Annotated in this window: 22 protein-coding genes; 16 read left to right on the top strand and 6 right to left on the bottom strand. The window is 73.9% G+C overall.

Features of this window, described 5'->3' with window-relative positions; translation table 11 throughout:
* Positions 1-101: 101 nt before the first annotated feature.
* The 5 genes from HF526_RS03685 to HF526_RS03665 are packed head-to-tail and all read left to right on the top strand — an operon-like array spanning position 102 to position 4,440.
* Entirely contained in the window at positions 102-1,163 is a 1,062-nt protein-coding gene (locus HF526_RS03685; RefSeq protein WP_338051271.1) for a FecCD family ABC transporter permease, read from the top strand.
* Positions 1,160-2,248, top strand: coding sequence for an iron chelate uptake ABC transporter family permease subunit (locus HF526_RS03680; protein WP_169379786.1), 1,089 nt, complete (start codon positions 1,160-1,162; stop codon positions 2,246-2,248). Before HF526_RS03685 ends, HF526_RS03680 begins: the two co-directional genes overlap by 4 nt.
* Positions 2,245-3,087: an ABC transporter ATP-binding protein gene (locus tag HF526_RS03675; protein WP_169379785.1), complete on the top strand. Its 843-nt coding sequence runs from the start codon at positions 2,245-2,247 to the stop codon at positions 3,085-3,087. Before HF526_RS03680 ends, HF526_RS03675 begins: the two co-directional genes overlap by 4 nt.
* 28 nt (positions 3,088-3,115) lie before the next feature.
* Positions 3,116-3,976: a PPK2 family polyphosphate kinase gene (locus HF526_RS03670; protein WP_169379784.1), complete on the top strand. Its 861-nt coding sequence runs from the start codon at positions 3,116-3,118 to the stop codon at positions 3,974-3,976.
* Complete coding sequence (locus tag HF526_RS03665) at positions 3,973-4,440, top strand: hypothetical protein (protein WP_169379783.1); 468 nt, start codon at positions 3,973-3,975, stop codon at positions 4,438-4,440. Before HF526_RS03670 ends, HF526_RS03665 begins: the two co-directional genes overlap by 4 nt.
* Positions 4,441-4,488: 48 nt before the next feature.
* Here the strand turns inward: HF526_RS03665 and HF526_RS03660 are convergent, their stop codons facing one another.
* Positions 4,489-5,634 (bottom strand): acyl-CoA dehydrogenase family protein, encoded by a 1,146-nt coding sequence (locus tag HF526_RS03660; protein ID WP_169379782.1) that lies wholly within the window; start codon positions 5,632-5,634, stop codon positions 4,489-4,491.
* A gap of 108 nt (positions 5,635-5,742) precedes the next feature.
* Between HF526_RS03660 and HF526_RS03655 the strand changes: the two genes are divergently transcribed.
* Complete coding sequence (locus tag HF526_RS03655) at positions 5,743-6,798, top strand: alpha/beta hydrolase (protein ID WP_169379781.1); 1,056 nt, start codon at positions 5,743-5,745, stop codon at positions 6,796-6,798.
* A gap of 85 nt (positions 6,799-6,883) precedes the next feature.
* Positions 6,884-7,873 carry an aldo/keto reductase gene (locus tag HF526_RS03650; RefSeq protein ID WP_169379780.1) on the top strand — a complete coding sequence of 330 codons (990 nt, stop codon included), beginning with the start codon at positions 6,884-6,886 and terminating at the stop codon, positions 7,871-7,873.
* A 33-nt stretch (positions 7,874-7,906) separates the two neighbouring features.
* Here the strand turns inward: HF526_RS03650 and HF526_RS03645 are convergent, their stop codons facing one another.
* The gene (locus HF526_RS03645; protein WP_169379779.1) at positions 7,907-8,611 is read right to left on the bottom strand and encodes a dienelactone hydrolase family protein; all 705 of its coding nucleotides are present in this window, start codon (positions 8,609-8,611) and stop codon (positions 7,907-7,909) included.
* A gap of 89 nt (positions 8,612-8,700) precedes the next feature.
* Between HF526_RS03645 and HF526_RS03640 the strand changes: the two genes are divergently transcribed.
* The 3 genes from HF526_RS03640 to HF526_RS03630 are packed head-to-tail and all read left to right on the top strand — an operon-like array spanning position 8,701 to position 12,807.
* A complete protein-coding gene (locus HF526_RS03640) occupies positions 8,701-10,089 on the top strand; it encodes an FAD-binding oxidoreductase (RefSeq protein ID WP_169379778.1) in 1,389 nt (462 codons plus the stop codon).
* Positions 10,086-11,330 carry an SAM-dependent methyltransferase gene (locus tag HF526_RS03635; protein ID WP_169379777.1) on the top strand — a complete coding sequence of 415 codons (1,245 nt, stop codon included), beginning with the start codon at positions 10,086-10,088 and terminating at the stop codon, positions 11,328-11,330. The genes HF526_RS03640 and HF526_RS03635 overlap by 4 nt, the downstream gene beginning before the upstream one ends.
* Positions 11,331-11,388: 58 nt before the next feature.
* A complete protein-coding gene (locus HF526_RS03630; RefSeq protein ID WP_169379776.1) occupies positions 11,389-12,807 on the top strand; it encodes a wax ester/triacylglycerol synthase family O-acyltransferase in 1,419 nt (472 codons plus the stop codon).
* 11 nt (positions 12,808-12,818) lie between these two features.
* Here the strand turns inward: HF526_RS03630 and HF526_RS03625 are convergent, their stop codons facing one another.
* Positions 12,819-13,436 carry a maleylpyruvate isomerase family mycothiol-dependent enzyme gene (locus HF526_RS03625; protein ID WP_169379775.1) on the bottom strand — a complete coding sequence of 206 codons (618 nt, stop codon included), beginning with the start codon at positions 13,434-13,436 and terminating at the stop codon, positions 12,819-12,821.
* A 97-nt stretch (positions 13,437-13,533) separates the two neighbouring features.
* Positions 13,534-15,126, bottom strand: coding sequence for a thiamine pyrophosphate-binding protein (locus tag HF526_RS03620; RefSeq protein ID WP_169379774.1), 1,593 nt, complete (start codon positions 15,124-15,126; stop codon positions 13,534-13,536).
* Positions 15,127-15,145: 19 nt separating this feature from the next.
* Here HF526_RS03620 and HF526_RS03615 point away from each other — a divergent pair, with 19 nt between their 5' ends.
* From HF526_RS03615 to HF526_RS03605, 3 genes are all read left to right on the top strand, one after another.
* Positions 15,146-15,667, top strand: a complete 522-nt coding sequence (locus tag HF526_RS03615) for a pyridoxamine 5'-phosphate oxidase family protein (protein WP_169379773.1) — start codon at positions 15,146-15,148, stop codon at positions 15,665-15,667.
* A gap of 23 nt (positions 15,668-15,690) precedes the next feature.
* The gene (locus HF526_RS03610) at positions 15,691-16,869 is read left to right on the top strand and encodes an FAD binding domain-containing protein (protein ID WP_169379857.1); all 1,179 of its coding nucleotides are present in this window, start codon (positions 15,691-15,693) and stop codon (positions 16,867-16,869) included.
* 71 nt (positions 16,870-16,940) lie between these two features.
* Positions 16,941-17,870 carry a GNAT family N-acetyltransferase gene (locus HF526_RS03605; protein WP_211176723.1) on the top strand — a complete coding sequence of 310 codons (930 nt, stop codon included), beginning with the start codon at positions 16,941-16,943 and terminating at the stop codon, positions 17,868-17,870.
* Positions 17,871-17,975: 105 nt separating this feature from the next.
* Here the strand turns inward: HF526_RS03605 and HF526_RS03600 are convergent, their stop codons facing one another.
* Positions 17,976-18,641 (bottom strand): fructosamine kinase family protein, encoded by a 666-nt coding sequence (locus HF526_RS03600; protein ID WP_169379772.1) that lies wholly within the window; start codon positions 18,639-18,641, stop codon positions 17,976-17,978.
* The gene (locus HF526_RS03595) at positions 18,638-19,051 is read right to left on the bottom strand and encodes a low molecular weight protein-tyrosine-phosphatase (RefSeq protein WP_169379855.1); all 414 of its coding nucleotides are present in this window, start codon (positions 19,049-19,051) and stop codon (positions 18,638-18,640) included. Before HF526_RS03595 ends, HF526_RS03600 begins: the two co-directional genes overlap by 4 nt.
* Positions 19,052-19,120: 69 nt before the next feature.
* Here HF526_RS03595 and cobC point away from each other — a divergent pair, with 69 nt between their 5' ends.
* Genes cobC through HF526_RS03580 form a run of 3 tightly spaced genes read left to right on the top strand, consistent with a single transcriptional unit; the run spans position 19,121 to position 22,130 of the window.
* Positions 19,121-20,221 (top strand): Rv2231c family histidinol phosphate aminotransferase CobC, encoded by a 1,101-nt coding sequence (gene cobC / locus HF526_RS03590; protein ID WP_211176722.1) that lies wholly within the window; start codon positions 19,121-19,123, stop codon positions 20,219-20,221.
* Positions 20,218-21,396, top strand: a complete 1,179-nt coding sequence (locus tag HF526_RS03585) for a Nif3-like dinuclear metal center hexameric protein (RefSeq protein WP_169379770.1) — start codon at positions 20,218-20,220, stop codon at positions 21,394-21,396. Before cobC ends, HF526_RS03585 begins: the two co-directional genes overlap by 4 nt.
* Positions 21,393-22,130 (top strand): zinc ribbon domain-containing protein, encoded by a 738-nt coding sequence (locus HF526_RS03580; protein ID WP_169379769.1) that lies wholly within the window; start codon positions 21,393-21,395, stop codon positions 22,128-22,130. The genes HF526_RS03585 and HF526_RS03580 overlap by 4 nt, the downstream gene beginning before the upstream one ends.
* Positions 22,131-22,140: the final 10 nt, after the last annotated feature.

Genomic DNA, 22,140 nt, shown 5'->3' with positions numbered 1-22,140 from the left:
GTCATGGCAGGCTTGCCTCACTTATGGTGAGTGTCCCTTATGGTGAGTATCGCCGTGGATCACCGTGGCCGCGATCACCCGATGGAACGACTGGAGGGCGTGTGACGACGACCGCCACCGCGCCGTCCGTCCCGGCGGGCGACCGGCGGCCGCGGACGACCCGCTCGCTGCGCCGCCGGCGGCTGCTCGGCCTGGCGCTGCTGTTCGCGCTGCTGGTGGCGTGTTGCCTGGCCAGCGTCGCGATCGGGGCCAAGGCCATCCCGCTCGGGCACGTGTGGGACGCGCTGGTCGCGCCCACCGGTTCCGAGGACGACATCGTCGTGCGCTCGCTGCGCATCCCGCGCACCGTGCTGGGCGCGCTGGCCGGGGCGGCGCTCGGACTGGCCGGGACGCTGATCCAGGGCCACACCCGCAACCCGCTGGCCGACCCCGGCCTGCTCGGCGTCAACGCCGGGGCCGCGTTCGCGGTGGTGACGGGCATCTACGCATTCGGCGTGACCAGCCTGTTCGGCTACGTCTGGTTCGCCTTCGCCGGGGCGCTCATCGCCAGCGTCGCGGTGTTCGTGCTCGGCTCCGCCGGCCGCGGCGGGCCCACCCCGGTGACGCTCGCGCTGGCCGGGGCCGCGGTCAGCGCGCTGCTGGCCGCGCTCACCACGTCGGTGATCCTGGTCGACGTCGCGTCCCTGGACGCCTACCGGTTCTGGAGCGTCGGTTCGCTCGCCGGCCGCGACGCCGAGGTGGCCGGCCAGGTCGTCTGGTTCCTGCTGGCCGGGGCGGTGATCGGGCTGGCCGGAGCGCCGGCGCTGAACGCGCTGTCCCTCGGTGAGGACGTCGCGCGCTCGCTGGGCCAGTCGGTCCGCCGGACCCGGGTACTGGGCGTCGTCGCGATCACGCTGCTGGCCGGCGGCGCGACCGCCGCGTGCGGGCCCATCGCATTCGTCGGCCTCGTCGTGCCGCACGTCGTACGCGCCTTCACCGGCCCGGACCACCGCTGGCTGCTGCCCGCCTCCGCGCTCGCCGGGGCGGTGCTGCTGCTGACCGCCGACGTGCTCGGCCGGATCGTGGCCCGGCCCGGCGAGCTGCAGGTCGGGATCGTGCTGGCCCTGGTCGGGGCGCCGTTCTTCATCGCGCTGGTCCGCCGCCGCACGATGGTGCAGCTGTGACGGCCCGGGCGCCGGAGCGCGTGCGGGTGCCGGGCCGGGCCCCGGTGCGGTTGGGGCGGGTCTCCGCGGTGTGGCGGCCGCGCTCGGTGGCGGCGCTGGTGCTCGGCGGCGCCGTGCTGGTGCTGGCGATGGCGGTGAACATCGGCCGCGGCGAGTTCCCGATCAGCATCGGTGAGGTGCTGGCCGTGCTGGCCGGTGGGGGAGACCCGAGCCAGCAGTTCATCGTGCTCGAACTGCGGCTGCCGCGCTCGCTCACCGGGGCGCTGGTCGGCGCCGCGCTCGGCGCCTCCGGCGCCATCCTGCAGGCCGTCGCGCGCAACCCGCTGGCCAGCCCGGACATCATCGGCATCACCGCGGGTGCAGGTGCCGCGGCGGTCTCGATGATCGTGCTGGGCGGCAGTGTCGGCGCTCTCGGCGGGCTCGCGTCGGCGGTCGGGCTGCCGATTGCGGCGCTGCTCGGTGGGCTGCTCACCGCCGCCCTGATCTACGGGCTGGCCTGGCGCAAGGGCATCCAGGGCTTCCGGCTGGTGCTGGTCGGCATCGGGATCAACGCGATCCTGTTCGCCACGATCAACTGGCTGCTCGTCGCCGCGCAGGTCTACGAGGCGGCCCGGGCGCAGGTCTGGCTCAACGGCAGCCTCAACGCGCGCGGCTGGGAGCACGTGGTCCCGGTGGGGATCGCGCTGATCGTGCTGGTCCCCGCGGCGTTCGTGCTCGCGCACCTGCTCGGCGGACTGCAGTTCGGCGACGACACCGCGCGGGGCCTGGGGATCCGGGTCGACGGCGCGCGCACTGCGCTGCTGGCGGCCGCCGTCGCGCTGGCCGCGGTCGCCACCGCGTCGGCCGGGCCGATCGCGTTCGTCGCGCTGGTGGCCCCGCAGATCGCGCAGCGCCTGGTCGGGTCACCGCGCCCGCCGATCGGCGTCTCGCTCGTGCTCGGTGCGGCGCTGACCGTGACCGCGGACCTCGTCGCGCGCACCGCGTTCGGTGGCACCGAGTTGCCCGTCGGCATCGTCACCGCGGTGCTCGGCGCGCCCTACCTGCTGTACCTGCTCGCCCGTCACCGCCGGGAGGCCCGCGCATGACCCAGACCAGCGTCCGAACCTCCGAGCTGCCCGCGGCCGCGCCCGGACCCGTCCGGCTACGGGCCGAGGGGGTCCGGCTCGGCTACGGCGACCGGACGATCGTCGACGGCCTGGACCTCGACGTCGTCGACGGCACGGTCACCGCGGTGATCGGTCCGAACGGCTGCGGCAAGTCCACGTTGCTGCGCGCGCTGGGCCGGCTGCTCAAGCCCGCCGGCGGGCAGGTGTTGCTGGACGGCAGGCGGATCGACCGGATCCCGACCCGCGAGGTCGCGACCGTGCTCGGGGTCCTGCCACAGTCCCCGGCCGCGCCCGAGGGACTGACCGTGGCCGACCTGGTCGCCCGTGGCCGGCACCCGCACCAGGCCTGGTACCGGCAGTGGTCCGCCGACGACGAGGACGCCGTCGCCGAGGCGCTGCGCTGGACGAACATCCTCGACCTCGCCACCCGCCCGGTCGACGAGCTGTCCGGCGGGCAGCGCCAGCGGGCCTGGATCTCCATGGCGCTGGCGCAGGGCACCGACCTGCTGCTGCTCGACGAGCCGACGACCTTCCTCGACCTCGCCCACCAGGTGGAGGTGCTCGAACTGGTCCGCCGGTTGCACACCGAGTTCGGCCGGACCGTGGTCATGGTGCTGCACGACCTGAACCTGGCCGCCCGCTACGCCGACCGGCTCGTCGCCATGCGGGCGGGGCGCATCGTCGCCGCCGGCGAGCCGTCGGAGGTGATCACCGAGCCGCTGCTGCGCGAGGTCTTCGGGCTGGACGCGCGGGTGATCCCGGACCCGGTGTCCGGCGCCCCGCTGGTCGTGCCGGTGGGGACCCACACGCCGCGCTGATCCAGCCCACCCTGGCTACGCTGCGACCATGGCGAAGACCGCACGCGAGACGTTCCGGGTGCCCGGGGGCAGTCGCGACGTCCCGGTCGATCTCGCCGCGCTGGATCCGGCCGGCCGCCCGATCGGTCCGAAGGACAAGTCCGCCGCCGAGGCGGACATGGTCGACCTGGACGCGCGCATCGACGCCCGCCAGGAGGCGCTGTACGCCGAGTCGGTCGGCGGCGGCCAGCGCGCCGTGCTGCTCGTGCTGCAGGGTATGGACACCTCGGGCAAGGGCGGGGTGATCCGGCACGTCGCCGGGATGGTGAACCCGCAGGGTCTGCAGATCGCCTCGTTCACGGCACCCACCGAGTCCGAACGCGCGCACCATTTCCTGTGGCGGATCCGCAAACGGGTGCCGGTGCCGGGGCGGATCGGGGTGTTCGACCGCTCGCACTACGAGGACGTGCTGGTGGTGCGCGTCGAGTCGCTGGTCCCCGAACAGATCTGGCGGGCCCGCTACGAGGAGATCAACGCATTCGAGGCCGAGCTCACCGAGCAGGGCGTCACGGTGCTCAAATGCATGCTGCACATCTCGCCGCAGGAGCAGGCCGAGCGGCTGCTTGCGCGGCTCGAGGACCCGTCGAAGCACTGGAAGTACAACCCCCGCGACGTCGACGCCCGGGCCCGCTGGCACGACTACCAGGCCGCCTACGCCGAGGCGCTGCGCCGCTGCGACACCGACGACGCCCCCTGGTACGTGGTCCCGTCGGACCGCAAGTGGTACCGGAACTGGGTGATCGCGACGCTGCTCGCGGAGACCCTCGAGGAGCTCGATCCGCAGTTCCCGGCAGGCGACTTCGACATCGCCACCGAACGCGCCCGGATCGTGGAGAGTGTGATCACGTGACGGCACGGTCCACGGCGCGCCGCGGCGCCGTCGCGCTCGCCCTGCTCGGTGCCCTGCTGGCCGGTTGCAGCAGTGGCACCGCCGCCACCGCCGCGGCGCCGGCCTCCGCATCCGCCGCCCCGGTGCCCGCCGATCCGGACGCCGCGGCCTGCCGGCGGCACGCCGCCGCGGCGCCGGAGGTGCGCAGGGTGCTCGGTGTGGTCGACGCCGGCCCGGTGCTGCCGGCCGGCGTGGCGTTCCTCCTGCTGGCGCCCCGCAACGCCTACGCGACGCCGGGCGCCCGTGACGCCTCGGTCGCCGCGGCGATGACCGAGATGGTCGCCGCCATCGACGACCTCGACGCCCAGGGCCGCAGCCGGCTCCCGGCGGGCGGCAACCCGGCCGGCGACAAGGTACAGCTCGACGCGGCCCGGATCACCGCCGCGCTCGAGACCGCCGACCGGGTGTGTGCCGGCCGGACCTGAGCCCGGGTGCTCAGGTGGCCGGCCGGCGGATGATCCGGTGCCGGAGGGTCAACCGAGCAGGGTGCGCCCGATGATCTCCTTCATGATCTCGTTGGTGCCGCCGTAGATGGCCTGCACACGGGAGTCGATGAAGGCCTTGGCGATCGGGTACTCGAGCATGTAGCCGTAGCCGCCGTGCAGCTGCACGCAGCGGTCGACGACGCGCTTGAGCAGGTCCGAGGCCCACCACTTCGCCTTGGCGGCGTCGGGAACGGACAGCTCGCTCGTGACGTGCTCGGTGATGCAGCGGTCGACGAACACCCGGGCGATGGAGATCTCGGTGTCCATCTCGGCCAGCTCGAAGCGGGTGTTCTGGAAGTTGCCGATGGGCCGGCCGAAGGCCTTGCGGTCCTTGGCGTACTGCAGGGTGTGCCGCAGCGCGGTCTCCGCACCGGCCACGCTGCCGACCGCGATGGACAGCCGCTCCTGGGCCAGGTTCTGCATCAGGTAGATGAAGCCCTGCCCGATCTCGCCGAGCACGTTCGCGGCCGGCACCCGGACGTCGGTGAACGACAGCTCCGCGGTGTCCTGGGCCTTCATACCGACCTTGTTGAGGCGGCGGCCGCGCTCGAAGCCGGGCATCCCGCGCTCGACCAGGAACAGGGAGAAGCCGTGGCTGCCCGCCGCGGCATCGGTGCGGGCCACGACGATCACCAGGTCGGCCATGATGCCGTTGGTGATGAAGGTCTTGGCGCCGTTGAGGATCCAGTCGCCGGAGGAGTCCTGCACCGCCGAGGTCTGGATGCCCTGCAGGTCGCTGCCGGTGCCGGGCTCGGTCATCGCGATGGCGGTGATGATCTCCCCGGAGCAGAAGCCGGGCAGGAAACGGCGCTTCTGCTCGTCGTTGCACAGCCGCAGCAGGTAGGGCGCGACGACGTCGTTGTGCAGCGGGAAGCCGAGCCCGCTCGCGCCCGCGGCCACGATCTCCTCCGTGAGTACGGCGTTGTATCGGAAGTCGTCGACGCCGCCGCCGCCGAACTCCTCGGGGACGTCGGTGCCCAGCAGGCCCGCCGCGCCTGCGGCCTTCCAGACCTCGCGGCTGACCTGGCCGTCGGCCTCCCACTGCTCGTGGAACGGCATGACCTCCTTGGCGAGGAAGGTGCGGGCGAGGTCGCGGAAGGCGTCGTGTTCGGCCTCGAAGATGTCACGCTGCATGCGCGCAGTGTCACATACTGGTCGGTAACTTCGGAAACGGCGCGGCCGTGCCGACGGTGGCCCGGGCAGGCCGGATCGCCTGCCGGACATGGCTTAGGGTCCGCGGTCATGAGGCTGACTGCCGCCGTGGGGAACGTGCGGGACAAGGTGATCCGCGGTGGCCTCGCCGACCTGACACGGATGCCCCGCACGGCCGTCGCGACCGGACCCGACGGTGCCCTGTACCGCTACCACCCGCAGGTGGGAGCTCCGGCGGGCGGGGGCCCGCCGGTGCTGCTGGTGCCGCCGCTGGGCGCCCCCGACTTCGCCTACGACCTGCGCCGGGGCTGCTCCCTGGTCGAGCACCTGCTGAGCGCCGGGCGCACGGTGTACCTGGTCGACTACGGGCCCATCTCGTTCGCCGAGCGCGGGCTCGGCATGGAGCACTGGGTCGACGGCGTGGTGCCCGACGCCGTGCGCCGGGTGGCCGACGAGACCGGGTCGGACGTACAGCTCGTCGCCTGGTCGCTGGGCGGGATCTTCGCGCTGCTCGCGGTGGCCGCGGCCGCCGACGCCGGGGAGCCGCTGCCGGTGCGCACCGTGACCGCGGTCGGCAGCCCGGTCGACATCTCGGCGGTCCCGCTGGTCGCGCCGCTGCGCCCGCTCGCGATCGTCACCGGCGGGCGCGGGCTCTCGGCCGTCTATCAGCTCGTCGGCAGTTTCCCGGCGCCGGTGGTGAGCTGGGCGTTCCACCTCACCGCGGTGGACAAGCTGATCACCAAGCCGCTGACGCTGCTCTCCCGGCTCGACGACCGGGACTGCCTGGCCCAGATGGAGGCCGTCGATCACCTGATGAACAACATGCACGGCTACCCGGGCCGGGTGTTCGGGCAGATCTACCACCTGCTGCTGCGCAACAACGACCTCGCCGACGGCACGCTCGCGCTCGCCCGGCGGACGATCCCGCTCGCGGCGGTGGACGTCCCGGTGCTGGTGGTGGCCGGCCGCAACGACCTGATCGCGCCGCTGCGCGCGGTGCAGCGGGTCGTCGGGCTGCTCACCGGGGCACCGGAGGTGCGCTTCGAGACCGCGCCCGGCGGGCACCTCGGGGTGCTCACCGGGCGCAACGCCCGCACCACCACCTGGGCGCACCTCGACACGTTCCTGGACGACTACCGGCATTGACATGCTCGTGCGCGGTAGGTGGTGCCGGAGCACCACTTACCGCGCACGAGCGCCGCAGGCGCCTCGTCGGGTGTTCACTGGGGCGATGCGCTACCTGGAGAACATCGGAACCGCGAAGCGGTACTCGGCCATCGGCCTGGGCGCCTGGCAGTTCGGCTCCCGGGAGTGGGGCTACGGCGAGGACTACGCCGACCGGGAGGCCGGGAAGATCGTCGCGCGGGCCCGCGAGCTGGGCATCACCGTGTACGACACCGCAGAGATCTACGCCTTCGGGCGCAGCGAGAAGATCCTCGGCCGGGCGCTGCGCGAGTCCGGCGGCACCGACGACGTCGTCGTCGCGACCAAGGTCTTCCCGATGCTGCCGACCGCGGGTGTCGTCGAGCAGCGTGCGGTGGCCAGCGCGCAGCGGCTGGGGGTGAAGCAGATCGACCTGTACCAGGTCCACCAGCCCAACCCCGTCGTCCCGGACACCACGACGATGCGCGGCATGCGGGCGCTGCACGACGTCGGGCTCGTCGACGAGGTGGGGGTCAGCAACTACCCGCTGCAGCGCTGGCAGCGCGCCGAGGCGGCCTACGGCTCGCGGGTGCTGTCCGACCAGGTTCACTTCAGCCTGGTGGCGCGGGACCCGATGGCGCAGATGCTGCCCTGGGCGCAGCGCACCGGGCACGTCGTCATCGCCTACAGCCCGCTCGCGCAGGGCCTGCTGTCTGGCCGCTACGACGCGACGAACCGGCCCACCGGCGGTATCCGCGCGGCCAACCCGCTGTTCCTGCCGGAGAACCTGCAGGCCGCGGCGCCGCTGATCGACGCCCTGCGCGAGGTGGCCCGGGCGCACGACGCCACCCCGGCTCAGGTCGCGCTGGCGTGGGTCATCCACTTCCCGAACGTGGTGGCGATCCCCGGCGCGTCGAGCGTGGCGCAGGTGGAGAGCAACGCGGCCGCCGCCGACATCACCCTCACCGACGACGAGCACGCGGCGCTGACCCGGGCCGCCGAGGCGTTCCACCCGGTCACCGGGCTCGGCGCGCTGCCCAAGCTCATCAGCGGCTTCGCCGCTCGTGCGCGGAAATAGTCGCTCCAGCGACTATTTCCGCGCACGGGCGCGTCAGCGCAACTCGCGCCGCAGGAACTCCAGCGTGCGGTTCCAGGCCAGCTCGGCCTGCTCGGGGTCGTAGGTGCCCATGTGGTTCTCGTCGTTGAAGAACGCGTGCCCGGCCGGGTAGATGTGGAACTCCGGCGTCACGCCCGACTCGCGCTCGATCCGCTCGGCCAGCGCCCGCACGGCCTGCGGGTCGGCCATCTGGTCGGTCTCGCCGAAGTGGCCCAGCAGCGGCGCGGTGAGGTTCGCGAAGCTCGGGTAGTCCTCCTTGAGCACGCCGTAGAACGGCACCGCAGCGCCGATCTTGTCACCCTGTTGCGCGGCGAGCACGAGGACGAAACCGCCGCCCATGCAGAATCCGACCGCGCCGACCTTCGACGAGGTCACCGCATCGTGCGCGAGCAGGAAGTCGACCGCGCCGGCCAGGTCGGTGGCCGCGTCGTTGACGGGCAGCTTGGCCATCAGCTCGCCGGCCTCGTCGGAGTCGTGCGTGGTGCGCCCCCCGTACAGGTCGGGGGCCAGCGCGACGAAACCCTCGGCGGCGAAGCGGTTGGTGACGTCGGCGACATGGTCGGTCAGGCCCCACCACTCCTGGATGACGACCAGGCCCGGTCCGCTGCCCGACTCGGGCAGGGCGAGGTAGCCGTGCGCGGTGCTGCCGTTGCTGGGGAATGTGACGTTCTGCAGGGGGTTCCCCTGCGCGGATTCCATTGGGGACACACCTGGATCAGACCATGAGTGAGAATGATCCGCTCGTCGGGCCCTGGGCAGCCAGGCCGCGGAGGTTTAGCGTCGGAGGAATGAGCACAATGGTTGCACCCGTCTCGCCGGCCCAGCATGCGGACGTGGTGGCGGACCTGGTGCGACGCTATCGTTCGGTTCCGCCCGGAACGCCCGTGCGCCTCGGGAAGCGAACGTCCAATTTGTTCCGTTTCGGTGCCGGGTCGGCCGACGCCTGCCGCCTGGACACCACCGGGCTCACCGGCGTGATCGCCGTCGACCCGGTCGCGCGCACCGCCGAGGTCCAGGGCATGACGACCTATGAGGACCTCGTCGACGCGACCCTCGCGCACGGGCTGATGCCGCTGGTCGTCCCGCAGCTCAAGACCATCACCCTGGGCGGCGCGGTGGCCGGGCTGGGCATCGAGTCGACGTCGTTCCGGCACGGCCTGCCGCACGAGTCGGTGCTGGAGATGGACATCCTGACCGGCTCGGGTGAGCTGGTCACCGCGACGCCGGACGGGGAGCACGCCGACCTGTTCGCCGCGTTCCCGAACTCCTACGGGACGCTGGGCTACGCGTTGCGGCTGGTCATCGAGCTGCAGCCGGTGGCACCGTACGTGAAGCTGACCCACCGCCGGTTCCCCGACGCGGCCACGGCGACCGCGGAGATCGAGCGGCTGTGCGCGCCGGGGGCCGGCCCGGACTTCCTGGACGGCACCGTCTTCGACCCGCGCGAGCAGTACCTGACCATCGGCGAGTTCGTCGACGCCCCGATGCCCGGCGCGCAGGTCTCGGACTACACCGGGCAGCAGATCTTCTACCGGTCCCTGCGGCTGCGCCCCGTCGACCATCTGCGCGTCCGCGACTACATCTGGCGCTGGGACACCGACTGGTTCTGGTGCTCGCGCGCGTTCGGTGTGCAGAACCCGCTGCTGCGCCCGCTCTGGCCGCGCCGCTACCGGCGCTCCGACGTCTACCGGCGCCTGGTCGCGCTCGACCGGCGCTTCGGCGGGAGCGACCGCATCCGGGCGCTGACCGGTGCGCCGTCCGAGGAACCGGTGGTCCAGGACGTGGAGATCCCGGTCGACCGGCTGCCGGACTTCCTCGAGGTGTTCCACCGCGACGTCGGGATCTCCCCGGTGTGGCTGTGCCCGCTGCGGCTGCGCAGCGATCGGGGCTGGCCGCTGTACCCGATGCGGCCGGGGGAGCTGTACGTCAACGTCGGGTTCTGGTCCTCGGTCCCGCGCCGGCCCGGACAGCCCCCGGACGCGCACAACCGGCTGATCGAGGAGCTCGTCGCCGCGCTCGGCGGACACAAGTCCCTGTACTCGACGGTGCACTACGACGAGGCTGAGTTCTGGGAGCACTACAACGGGGCCGCCTATGCGGCGGTGAAGGGCCGATACGACCCGGCTGGCCGGCTGCCGGGCCTGTTTTCCAAGGTTGGCGAAGCGGGGGAACGATGAGTGGGATTCGTGTTGCGGACATCTTCTCGGGCGTCATCGGGGCGGACGCACCGGTCCGCCTGATCGGCTACGACGGCAGCAAGGCCGGGCCCGACGGGGCCGAGGTCGCGCTGCGGATCGAATCGCCGCGGGCGCTCGCCCGGCTGGCGTCGGCGCCCGGCTCGCTGGGCCTGGCCCGGGCCTACGTGACCGGCGACATCGAGGTGGAGGGCGAGCTGTACACGGCGCTGTCCGCACTCGCCGACGTCACGCTGCACTCGATCCCGCGCCGGGAGCAGCTGCGGCTGGCCCGCCAGCTGCTGCCGGTCTGGTTGACCCACCGCGTGCCGCCGCCCGACCTGGAGGCCCGCCCGCGCGGCCGGCTGCACTCCCGGCGCCGTGACAGCCAGGCGATCTCGCACCACTACGACGTGTCGAACCGGTTCTACGAGTGGGTGCTCGGGCCGTCGATGGCGTACACCTGTGCGTGCTTCCCGACCCCGGACGCCACGCTCGAACAGGCCCAGACCGCCAAGCACGAGCTCGTCGCGCAGAAGCTCGCGCTGGCGCCCGGGATGCGGCTGCTCGACGTGGGCTGCGGCTGGGGCGGCATGGTCATGCACGCCGCGGCCGAGCACGGCGTGCGCGCGCTGGGCGTGACGCTGTCGCGCAAGCAGGCGGAATGGGCGCAGGCCGAGATCGAACGCCGGGGCCTGGGTGATCTCGCGGAGGTCCGGTACCTCGACTACCGCGACGTCACCGAGACGGGCTTCGACGCCGTCAGCTCGATCGGGCTGACCGAGCACATCGGCAAGGCGCAGCTGCCGTCGTACTTCCGGTTCCTGCACAGCCGGCTGCGCCCCGAGGGCCGGCTGCTCAACCACTGCATCACCCAGCCGCACAAGCCGGCCCACCTCCGGACCGACCCGTTCATCGCCCGCTACGTCTTCCCCGACGGCCAGCTGGAGCCGATCGGGCACCTGGTGTCGGTGATGAACGAGGCGGGCTTCGAGATCCGGCACGAGGAGAACCTGCGCGAGCACTACGCCCGCACCCTGGCCGCCTGGGGGGACAACCTGGAGGCGAACTGGGACGCCGCGGTGGCCGAGGTCGGGCTGGGTCGGGCCCGGGTCTGGCGGTTGTACATGGCGGCCAGCCGGCTGGGCTTCGAGCGCAACAACATCCAGCTGCACCAGGTGCTCGGGGTCACACTCGGCGAGCACGGCCATTCGGGTTTCCCGCTGCGTGGCTGGCGGGCCTGAACGGCGGACGAGGCTATAGCGTTGACGGGCATCCACAGGTCGAACCGGAGGACGTCACGTGCCCGACCGCCTGTCTCCGCTGGACGCGTCATTTCTGTTCATGGAGCAGCGCACCACGGCGATGCACGTGGGCGGGGTGATGACCTTCGCCCCGCCCGCGGACGGCCCGTTCGACGTCGAGGCGTTCATCAAGCTGATCGGGCACCGGCTGGCCCTGGTCCCGCGGTACCGGCAGAAACTGCGAGAGGTGCCGGGGCGGCTGGGGCTGCCGGTCTGGGTCGACGACCCGGACTTCGACCTCAGCTTTCACGTGCGCCGCTCCGCGCTGCCCGCCCCCGGCGCCGACACCGCGCTGCGGGAACTGGTCGGCCGGCTGCTCAGCCGCCAGCTGGACAGGTCCCGGCCGCTGTGGGAGGTCTACATCATCGAGGGGCTGGCCGGCGACCGGTTCGCGGTGGTCACCAAGACCCACCACGCCATGGTCGACGGGCTGGCCTCGATGGACATCGGGACCCTGCTGCTGGACCTGACTCCGCAGCCCCGGGAGACCCCCGCCGACGACTGGCGGCCCCGCCGCGAGCCGTCCGGCCTGGAGCTCGCGGCGTCGGCGGTGCTGGAGAACCTGCGCCGCCCGCGCGGCGCGTTCGACGCGCTGGCCCGGGCCGGGTCGGACGTCCGGCAGGCGGCGACCGACGTCGCCCGCACCGTCGGCGGGATCCTGGAGGCCACCCGCAGCGCCGCCCGGGGCGGGCCGGTGCAGCCGCTGAACACCGCGATCGGTGAGCAGCGCCGCTACGGGATGGCATGCACGGCGTTGTCCGATCACCGGGCCGTGCGCAAGGCGCACTGCGGCACGGTCAACGACGTCGTGCTCGCCGTCGTCACCGGGGCGCTGCGGTACTGGCTGATCACCCGCGGGGAACCGCTGGTCGAGGGCACGACGGTGCGCGCGATGGTCCCGGTGAGCGTGCGTGCCCGCCGCGGCGGCAACGGCGGCGACGGCGCCGGGCAGCACGGCCCGGCCGGCAATCAGATCTCGGCCTACTTCGTCGACCTGCCCGTCGGCGAGCCCGACCCCGTGCTGCGGCTGCGGCGGATCGCGGCCGTCATGGAGGCACAGAAACGCGGCGGCCGGGCGGCGGGGCCGACCGCGCTGGTCGGGCTGGCCGGGCTGGCTCCGCCGACCGTGCAGAGCGTCGGGGCGCGGCTGACCAGTCAGCTGTCCAGTCGGTTGTTCAACGTGCTGGTCACGCACGTGCCCGGTCCGCCGCGGCCGCTGTACGCGATGGGCGCCCGGATGGTCGATCTCTATCCGGTGGTGCCGTTGGCCATGGGCCAGGCGGTGGCCATCGGGATCACGTCCTACGACGGCCGGGTCTGCTACGGGCTCAACGCCGACCGGGACGCGGTGCCCGACGTGGACGTGCTGGCGGATGCGATGAACGGGTCGCTGACCGAGCTGCTCGAGCGGCTGTAGAACCGCCCGGATCAGGGGCGGCGGCGCAGGACCGCGACCCCGTCGCCGGTCAGCTCGTCGAGGGCGGCCTGCCGGCCGCACATGGTCAGCAGCAGCGGAACCAGCGGCCCGCAGACCTCGGGGCCCGAGCCCGTCGACCAGGCGTGGTCGTTCGCGCGCAGGGCCAGGCCCCGGATCCGCCTGCGGACGCCCACCAGCGGCTGCGCGGTCCGCGCGAAGTCGGCGGCGCCGAGCAGCCCCCGCTCGGAGTGGTCGATCTCGATGCCGGTGGGGTAGGCGATGTCCTCGCCGTGCACCACCGTCTCCAGCAGCATCGACGCGACCGGTCCCGGGGGCTTGTTCCGCCGATCGGCGCCGGCGCGCAGCCGCTCGAGCAGCGTTGCGGTGCTCATCAGGCCGAGCCGCTCGATGTCGGCCACCACCATCCGGTTGAAGCGGAAGCCGTTGCCGGCCAAGCCGAACAGGAACGTCGCGGTGGTCATCTCCGCGGTCGCCACGATGTGGGCCAGAACGGCCCGGTTGGACCAGCCCGCGCACAGCGACGGGCCGGCCCACTGCTCACCGGGGAGCCCGGACAGGGCCTCGACCAGCCGGACGCGTTCGGTGGCGATGAGCGGCCAGGTGTCCACGGCGGTCCCCCCGTCTCGGGACGGAGGAGTCCAGCACGGCCGGCGGGCCGCAGGGTCGGGCCGGAGGGCCCGCCCGGGGCCGCCGGAAGGCCCCTGGTCAGCCGCGGGAGACCTCGATGATGTGCCGGTAGCCGGCCGGATCGATCCGCGCGTCCAGCAGGAACGGCCCGTCGCCGGCGCGGGCCAGCGCGGCCCGGACGCCACCGGCGTCGTCCGCCACCGCGGCCGGCACCCCCATCGCGGCCGCGACCGCCGCGAAGTCGACCGGGGTGAACCGGACCGCGCCGGCGTCGCCCTGACCGGCCCGCTGCTTGAGCTCGATGAGGCTCAGCGCGGTGTCGTCGAACACCACGACGGTGACCGGCAGCGCGAGCCGGGCCAGGGTCTCCAGCTCCATCAGCGTCATCCCCAGCCCGCCGTCGCCGACCAGGCACACCACCTGCTCGCCGGGCCGGGCGAGCGCCGCGCCGATCGCCGCCGGCAGCGCGTAGCCCATGGTCGCGAGCCCGTTGGAGATCAGGATTCCGTGCGGGCGGGTGACCGGCCAGAACGGCATCGTGGCGAGCATGTGCGCGCCGGCGTCGACGGTGAGCTGCACGTCCCCGGTGCTGTCGTGCACTGCGCGGACCAGGTCGATCGGGTGCAGCCCGGCACCGTCCCGGGACCCGGCGGCCAAGTCGGCCAGCCGGGCCCGGCGGTGCCGCTGCCCGGCGTCGCCGGGCCAGCCGGGGGCGCAGGCGCCGAGCACGGCGGCCAGCGTCTCCGCGGGTGGGCCGTCGACGACCGTCGCCGAGCCGAAGTACGCCGGGTCGACCTCGGTCGCGGTCAGCAACACCGTCGGGGCGTCGTAAACCCATCCGGCGGGCACCGGCTCGACCGGGTCCAGCCCGACACCGACGATCAGGTCGGCGCGCTCGAGCAGCGGCCGCTCCAGCGCCGCGTTGGTGAACAGCCCGGCCGACTCCGGCGCCTGGGCATCGAGCACGCCGGTGGCCTGGTAGGTCGTCAGCACCGGGATCCCGCTCCCGGCCAGCACCCGGCGCAGCGCCGCCGAATGGGCCACCGCCTCCACGCCGAGCACCACGACGGGCCGGCGCCGGCCCGCGGCCAGCGTGGTCGCCGCCTGCAGCGCCGCCCGGTCGGGGGCCGCGGGCGGTGCCGGTGGTGGGGGCACGTCGCCGGGGACGCCCGGGTCGTAGTCAAGGTGCACCGCGCCGGACGGCGGGCCGGCGGCCAGTGCGGCCGCGGCGGCGACGGTGGCGGCCGGGTCGTGATGGCCGAGGGTGCCGTTCCACAAGGTCACCGGGGCGGCGACGGCGAGCTGGTCGAGGCGCTGGTGGGCGATTCGGGCGCGTTGCCCTCCGGGCACGCAGTCGCTGACGAGCAGCAGCGGGGAGCGGTCCAGGGTGGCCTGCGCGAGGCCGTTCGTCGCGCTGGTCAGGCCGGGTCCGCGGGTCACCAGCGCGGTGCCCGCGGTGCCGGTGAGCAGGCCGTACGCCCCGGCCATCACACAGGCCGCGGTCTCGCCGTGGGCGAGGGTGAAGCCGATGCCGCGCTCGGCGGCGGCGCCGATCATCTCCAGGTTGGGTCCGCCACCGGGCATCCCGAACAGGCGTCGCACTCCCGCCGCGTGCAGGCCGTCGGCGAGCCCGACGGCGGGCGAGACGGATGTGTGTGATCCCGGTGACATGTTGTCTACGCTAGCTGCCATGGCGATCAGCGTTGCCCGCTTCCTCGACGTGGCCGAGGGACTCCAGCCCGGGCAGTTCACCGTCGGCGACCACGCGACGATCACGTCGTTGTCCGATCTGGACCCGACCTACAGGCAGCTGCTCGACGACCCGGTGACCGCGATCGTGTCGGTGACCGGCGGCGACGGGCGCTCCAACCTCACCCCGGTGTGGTTCGACTACGAGGGCGACCTCGTGCTGCTCAACCTGGCCACCCACCGCAAGAAGGTGGGCTGGCTGCGCAAGAACCCGCAGGCGACGTTCGCCCTGATGAGCCCGGCGAACGCCTACCACTGGCTCTCGATCAAGTGCACGGTCGCGCGTGAGGTGTCCGAGGACGACCCGGTCGAGGGCCCGCGGGTCACCGCGCAGCTCGACAAGATCTGGACCAAGTACACGGGCAACGAGCCGCCGTACGCTCTGCGCGACCCGTCCATCGACGAGCGCCGCGTGCTCTTCGAGCTCACCGTCGACCGGATCGCCACCTTCGGTCGTCCCTGAGCGGGCCCGTGACCACCTCATCCATGCCGACCGTCGCCGTGGTCGGCGGTTCCCTCGGTGGCCTGACGGCCGCCCTGGTGCTCGCCGACATCGGCTGCGACGTGACCGTTCACGAGCGCTCGCCGTCCACCCTGGAGGCCCGCGGGGCCGGGATCTGCGTGCTGAACGAGACCGTGCGCTGGTTCGCCGAGAAGACCGGCACCAGCCCCGACGAGCTGTGCAGCTCCACCGGGTTCATCCGGTTCCTCGACCCGCGCGGCGGGCTGGTGCACGAGCGTGCGCACTCCTACCGCTTCTCCTCGTGGAACACGATCTACCGGGCGCTGCTGAGCGAGTTCCCGCCCGAGCGCTACCTGCTCGACCACGAGGTCACCGGGTTCACCGACCACGGCGACGGCGTCGAACTGCGGCTGCGCTCGGGAGAGCGGCGCCGTGTCGACCTGCTGGTGTCGGCCGACGGGATCAACTCCGCGGCCCGGCAGACGCTGCTGCCCGACGTGGCGCCGCGCTACTCCGGCTACGTCGCCTGGCGCGGCACGCTGCCGGAGGCCGAACTGACGGCGCGAACCTTCGAGGCGCTGTCCGACGCGATCACCTACCAGGTGCTGCCCGACAGCCACGTCCTCGTCTACCCGATCCCCGGCCCCGAGGGATCGCTGGAGCCGGGGAAGCGGCTGATGAACTTCGTCTGGTACCGCAACGTCGCGGCCGGCACCGACTTCGAGGACCTGATGACCGACCGCGAAGGCCGGTTCCGGCAGGTCTCGCTGCCCCCGGGGGCGTCCCGGCCCGGGTTCGTCGACCGGCTCCGCGCCGACGCGACCGAGCGGCTCGCCCCGGTGATCGCGGAGGTGGTGACCGGGGTGGCCGAGCCGTTCGTGCAGGCCGTGTTCGACATCGAGGTGCCGCGGATGGTGCTCGGGCGGGTGTGCCTGATCGGGGACGCGGCCTTCGCCGTGCGCCCGCACGCCGCCGCCGGCACCGCCAAGGCCGCGGCCGACGGGTGGGAACTGGCCCGCCAGCTCGTCGCGCACGACGGGGCGATGGAGCCCGCGCTCGCCGAGTGGGAGCGCCGGCAGCTGGGCCTGGGCCGGGAGTTGCTGGAGCGCAACCGGGAGATCGGCGACGCGTCGCAGCGGCACGGCACGTTCACCCCGGGGGACCCGGCGCTGATCTTCGGGCTGCGCGGCCCGGGATGCTGAACCCGCAGACCCGATCGGCTGCCCGGGCCCCCTGAGAGCCGGGCCCGGGAGGTACCCGGCATCCTGCGCGCGTGAACATCGACGTTCGCCCGCTCCCCGCGACCGACCTCGACGCCGCCGACCGGATCGTCCGCGACGCGTTCGGGACCTTCCTCGGCACGGACCTGTTCGGCGACACCGACCTCGTCCGCACCCGGTTCCGGGCCGACCAGGTCGTCGCCCTCGGCGCTTACACCGGAGGCGAGCTGGTCGGTTCCAACCTGGTCACCCGGTGGGGCAGCGTCGCCTACTTCGGCCCGCTGTCGGTCACCCCGTGGCTGTGGGGCAGCGGCATCGGCACGCAGCTGATCGAGGCGGCCCTGAGTGTGTTCGGCGCGTGGGGGGCCACCCACCAGGGCGTCTTCACGTTCGCGCACAGCCCCAGGCACCACGGGCTGTACCAGAAGTTCGGGTTCTGGCCCCGGTTCCTCACCGCGATCATGTCGCGCACCGTGGCCGGTGTGCCGCCCCGGCCGGCCCGCTGGAACCGGCTCTCCGAGGTCGGTGACCGGGTGGCCGCGGCGGCGGCCTGCGCGGAGCTGACCGGCGCGATCCTGCCCGGCCTCGACGTGCACGGCGAGATCGACGCGGTGCTCGACCAGAAACTCGGTGACGTCGTGCTGCTCGGGGCCTGCTCGGCGGCGCCCGACGCGTTCGCGGTGTGCCACGCCGGTGCGGGCACCGAGGCCGGATCCGGGGTCTGCTACGTCAAGTTCGCCGCTGTCCGGCCCGGCCCCGGGGCGGGCCGGCACTTCGCAGCGCTGATCGACGCGTGCACCGCCTACGCGGCCGGGTTCGGCGCGCAGCGGCTCGTCCTCGGCGTCAACACCGCACGGCACGAGGCCTACCGGCACCTCGTCGAATCCGGGTTCCGCACGGACGTGCCCGGGGTGACGATGCACCGCCCCAACGAGCCGGGCTACGACCGCGGCGACGTCTACCTGATCGACGACTGGCGCTGACCGCCGCCGCAGGGGCCGATGTCCGGCGGGGAGCCGCCGAGAGTGGCGTCAGCGTCTTTCGATCATGGTTTCGGGTGCGATAACGCCGTTCTCGAGGAGGAGCGGTCAGCGCGCCTTGAGGGCGTGGTGGGCGGCGGTGAGCGCTTGGGCGGCGTAGGCGCGGCCGAACAGGACGGTGTGGACCAGCAGGGGCACGTTGCCCGACCACAGGTCGCCGTGCAGCCGCGCGGGCGGCTCAGCCGGCCCGGCCAGCTGCGGCAACCGGTCGCACACCACCTCGATCTGCGACGCCTCCGCGGACGTGAGCGTGCCGGCGTCCCGGGCCCGCCGCAGGTAGGGCAGCACCCGCTCGGCGGCGTACCACTGCGCCCACGCCGGGCCGGTGACGTTGCGCATCGGGGCCAGGCCGATCCAGGCGTCCACCGGGCCGTCCGGCGGCGGGGCGCCGAACGCCGGCGCGCCGCTCGCGTGCAGCGTGGCCAGCCGCCGGCCCAGCTCGGCGGCGGCGTGCCGGGAGGGCCCGCCGGGCTGCAGGAACCCGGTGACCAGCCATTCCTCGTCGACCGCGAGCACCTCGGGGACCGGCGGCCCGCCGGGAACGGCGAGCCAGCGCAGCCCCGCCGCCTCGGCCGGGGCGGCCCGGGCACCGTGGCCGGGCTTGACCACCACGGTCCGCCCGTCGTCGAGGTCCACCCGGGTGGCCCCGCCCAGGGACACCGACCGCCGCACCCCGGTGCCGAGCAGCCGGGCGGCCGCGGCGCCGGGGGTCACACCCGGGCCCGGACCCAGTCCAGCAGGCCGGGCACCGCCGCCTCGATCATCTTCAGGACCTCGTCGAAACCGTCCGGGCCGCCGTAGTACGGATCCGGGACCTCGGCGCCGTCCGGGGCCGCCGGATCGAACGAACGCAGCAACCGCACCCGGTCCGGCTCGGGGACCGACCGCTGCAGGATCCGCCGGTGCCCGCTGTCCAGCGCGACGAGCAGGTCGGCGGACAGCACCGCGGCGTCGACCTGCCGCGCGACGTGCGCATCGGGGTACCCGTGCGCGCGGAGCACGGCGGCCGCGCGCTCGTCGGCCGGCTCGCCGACGTGCCATCCGCCGGTGCCGGCGCTGGTCACCGTGACCTGGTCGCCGAGGCCCGCCTGGGCGAGCTCCGCGGCGAACACCTTCTCGGCCATGGGCGAGCGGCAGATGTTCCCGGTACAGACGAAACTGACATGCACACGATCACCGTAGGGTGCACAGCCATGGCAGGAGTCCTGCAGAGCGACGACGAGGGGTACGACACATCCCCTCTGCGTTATCACGGTGATGTGGACGCGATGCCCGGTCTACTCGATTTCGCCGTCAACGTGCAGGGCAGCGCGCCGCCGCCGTGGCTGCGCGACCGGTTGGCCGCGACGCTGGACGGGCTGGCCCGCTACCCGAGCGCGGCGCACGACGCCGCCGCCCGCGCCGCGGTCGCCCGCAGGCATGCGCGCAGCCCCGACGAGGTGCTCGTGCTCGCCGGCAGCGCGGAGGGGTTCGCGCTGCTCCCGGCGCTGCGCCCGCGGCGCCCGGTCGTGGTGCACCCGGGGTTCACCGAGCCCGAGGCCGCGCTGCGCGGGGCGGGCCTGGACGTGACCCGGGTGCACACCGACGAGGCCACGGGGCACCGGCTCGACCCCGGCGCGGTGCCCGGGGACGCCGACCTCGTGGTCATCGGCAACCCGACCAACCCGACGGGCGTGCTGCACCCGGCCGCGGCGATCCGGGCGCTGGCCCGGCCGGGGCGGGTGCTGGTCGTCGACGAGGCCTTCGCCGACGCACTGCCGGGCGAGCCGGAGTCGCTGGCCGGGGAGTGCGCGCTCCCCGGGCTGCTCGTGCTGCGCAGCCTGACCAAGACCTGGGCGCTGGCCGGCCTGCGGGCCGGTTACGCCCTGGGCGCGCCCGACCTGATCGCCCGGCTGGCCGCACCCCGCCCGCAGTGGCCGGTCGGGACGATCGCGCTGGAAGCGGTGCTGGCGTGCAGCGAGCCCGCCGCCGTGGCCGAGGCGGAGCGGGCCGCGCACGCGCTGATCGCCGCCCGGGCGGCGCAGGCCGCAGCGCTCGCCGCCGTCGTGGGCGTCACCGTGCTGCCCGGGCAGGCGCCCTACCTGCTGCTGCGACTGCCCGACGGGCACGGCGCGCGGGTCCGGGGCGAGCTGCGCGCGGCCGGGATCGCGGTGCGCCGCGGTGACACGTTCCCCGGGCTCGGGCCCGATCACCTGCGCGTCGCCGTGCGGCCGCCCGAGCAGGTCGCCCGGCTCGTCGACGCCTTGAGCACCGCCCTGAGTCCCGTTCTGCACGAGATCGAGGTCCCCGCATGACCGCCCGCCTGGCCGATGTCACCGCTGTCCTGGAGGCCGCCTACCCGCCCGCCCTGGCCCAGGACTGGGACGCCGTGGGGCTGGTCTGCGGCGACCCGGACGACCGGGTCTCCTCGGTGCTGTTCGCCGTCGACCCCGTCCACGAGACCGTCGACGAGGCGATCGGTTCCGGCGCGCAGCTGCTGGTCACCCACCACCCGCTGCTGCTGCGCGGGGTGCACGGGGTCGGTGCTGACACCCCGAAGGGGGCCCTGGTGCACCGGCTGATCCGGGCCGGCACCGGCCTGTACACCGCGCACACCAACGCCGACTCCGCCGACCCGGGCGTCTCCGACGCGCTGGCCGCCGCGATCGGTCTGGAGGTCGAGGCGCCGCTGCAACCGGCGGCCGTCGACGAGCTGGACAAGATCGTCGTCTTCGTCCCGGTCGGCCCGGCCATCACGGCCGTGCACGAGGCACTGTCCGCCGCCGGGGCCGGGCAGATCGGGGACTACAGCCACTGCTCGTTCGCCACCGCCGGTACCGGCCAGTTCCTCCCGCTGGAGGGCGCGAACCCGGCCATCGGGCGGGTCGGGAAGCTGGAGCGGGTGGCCGAGACCCGGCTGGAGATGGTGCTGCCGCGGCACAGACGGGCCGCCGTCGTCGCCGCACTGCGCGCCGCCCACCCCTACGAGGAACCGGCGTTCGACGTGCTCGAGCTGGCGGCGCCGCCGTCGTCGGCCGGGCTCGGCCGCATCGGCACGCTGCCGGCCGCCGAACCGCTGTCGGCGTTCACCGGACGGGTGAACCGGGGGCTGCCGCCGACGGCGTGGGGGGTGCGGGCCGCGGGGGACCCGGACCGGCCGATCCGCCGCGTCGCGGTCTGCGGCGGCGCCGGTGACTCCGCGCTCGGCGCCGCGATCGCCGCAGGTGTGGACGCCTACGTGACCGCCGACCTGCGCCACCACCCGGCGTCGGAGCACCTGCTGGCGGGCTCGCTGCCCGGCCGGCCGACGCCCGCGCTGGTCGACGTCGCGCACTGGGCGTCGGAGTGGCCGTGGTGCGCACAGGCGGCCGACGTGGTGCGCGCAGCGTTGGGGGGTAGCGTCGAGGTTCGCGTTTCCCGGCTGCGGACCGACCCCTGGACGATCGCGGCACCGGGTACACCAGGCACGATGGGAAGGACCCCCTCATGAAGGCCGATCCGGCCGTACAGCGGCGGCTGCTCGACCTCGCCGCCGTCGACGCCGAGCTGACCCGCCTGGCCCACCGGCGCCGCACGCTGCCCGAGCACGCGGAGCTCACCGAGGCCGAGGCCGCCGTGCGGGCCGGCAAGGACAAACTCGTCGAGACCGAGACGGCCGCAGGCGACCTGGACCGCGACATCCGCCGCCTCGAGCGCGACGTCGAGGGCGTCCGGGCCCGCACCGAGCGCGACCAGCAGCTGCTGGCCGGTGCCGGGGTCGGGGCCAAGCAGGCCGCCGACCTGCAGCGTGAGCTGGAGACCCTGGCACGCCGGCAGAGCGTGCTGGAGGACGAGCAACTCGAGGTCATGGAGCGGCGCGAGGCGCTGGGCATCGACCTCGAGCACGCCCGCGGGGTGCTCGCCGAGGCCGAGAAGAAGCTCTCCGAGATCACCGAGCGCCGCGACACCGCACTGCTCGACATCGACTCCGGTGAGGCCGGCCGGCGGCGGGCCCGCGCGGAGGTCGTCGAGACGCTGCCCGCCGACGTGCTCGCCGTCTACGACCGCCGCCGCGAGCAGGGCAAGGCGGGCGCGGCCGCGCTGCGCGAGCGTCGCTGCGGCGCGTGCCGCCTCGAGCTGGACCGCACCGCGCTCGGGGCGTTGCGGTCCGCGCCCGCCGACGAGGTGGTGCACTGCGAGGAGTGCGGCGTGATCCTGGTACGTACCAAGGAATCCGGTCTGTGAAGGACGCTCG

The organism is Pseudonocardia acidicola (assembly GCF_012911935.1).
Taxonomy (GTDB): Bacteria; Actinomycetota; Actinomycetes; order Mycobacteriales; family Pseudonocardiaceae; genus Pseudonocardia; species Pseudonocardia acidicola.
This window is presented reverse-complemented; position numbering and strand designations above follow the sequence as displayed.

Bases quoted from the DNA above. Each gene is read 5' to 3' on its own strand.
- HF526_RS03675 (WP_169379785.1), top strand. From the start codon at position 2,245: ATGACCCAGACCAGCGTCCGAACCTCCGAGCTGCCCGCGGCCGCGCCC.
- HF526_RS03670 (WP_169379784.1), top strand. From the start codon at position 3,116: ATGGCGAAGACCGCACGCGAGACGTTCCGGGTGCCCGGGGGCAGTCGC.
- HF526_RS03660 (WP_169379782.1), bottom strand. From the start codon at position 5,634: ATGCAGCGTGACATCTTCGAGGCCGAACACGACGCCTTCCGCGACCTC.
- HF526_RS03655 (WP_169379781.1), top strand. From the start codon at position 5,743: ATGAGGCTGACTGCCGCCGTGGGGAACGTGCGGGACAAGGTGATCCGC.
- HF526_RS03650 (WP_169379780.1), top strand. From the start codon at position 6,884: ATGCGCTACCTGGAGAACATCGGAACCGCGAAGCGGTACTCGGCCATC.
- HF526_RS03645 (WP_169379779.1), bottom strand. From the start codon at position 8,611: ATGGAATCCGCGCAGGGGAACCCCCTGCAGAACGTCACATTCCCCAGC.
- HF526_RS03640 (WP_169379778.1), top strand. From the start codon at position 8,701: ATGAGCACAATGGTTGCACCCGTCTCGCCGGCCCAGCATGCGGACGTG.
- HF526_RS03635 (WP_169379777.1), top strand. From the start codon at position 10,086: ATGAGTGGGATTCGTGTTGCGGACATCTTCTCGGGCGTCATCGGGGCG.
- HF526_RS03620 (WP_169379774.1), bottom strand. From the start codon at position 15,126: ATGTCACCGGGATCACACACATCCGTCTCGCCCGCCGTCGGGCTCGCC.
- HF526_RS03615 (WP_169379773.1), top strand. From the start codon at position 15,146: ATGGCGATCAGCGTTGCCCGCTTCCTCGACGTGGCCGAGGGACTCCAG.
- HF526_RS03610 (WP_169379857.1), top strand. From the start codon at position 15,691: ATGCCGACCGTCGCCGTGGTCGGCGGTTCCCTCGGTGGCCTGACGGCC.
- HF526_RS03595 (WP_169379855.1), bottom strand. From the start codon at position 19,051: ATGGCCGAGAAGGTGTTCGCCGCGGAGCTCGCCCAGGCGGGCCTCGGC.
- cobC (WP_211176722.1), top strand. From the start codon at position 19,121: ATGGCAGGAGTCCTGCAGAGCGACGACGAGGGGTACGACACATCCCCT.
- HF526_RS03585 (WP_169379770.1), top strand. From the start codon at position 20,218: ATGACCGCCCGCCTGGCCGATGTCACCGCTGTCCTGGAGGCCGCCTAC.
- HF526_RS03580 (WP_169379769.1), top strand. From the start codon at position 21,393: ATGAAGGCCGATCCGGCCGTACAGCGGCGGCTGCTCGACCTCGCCGCC.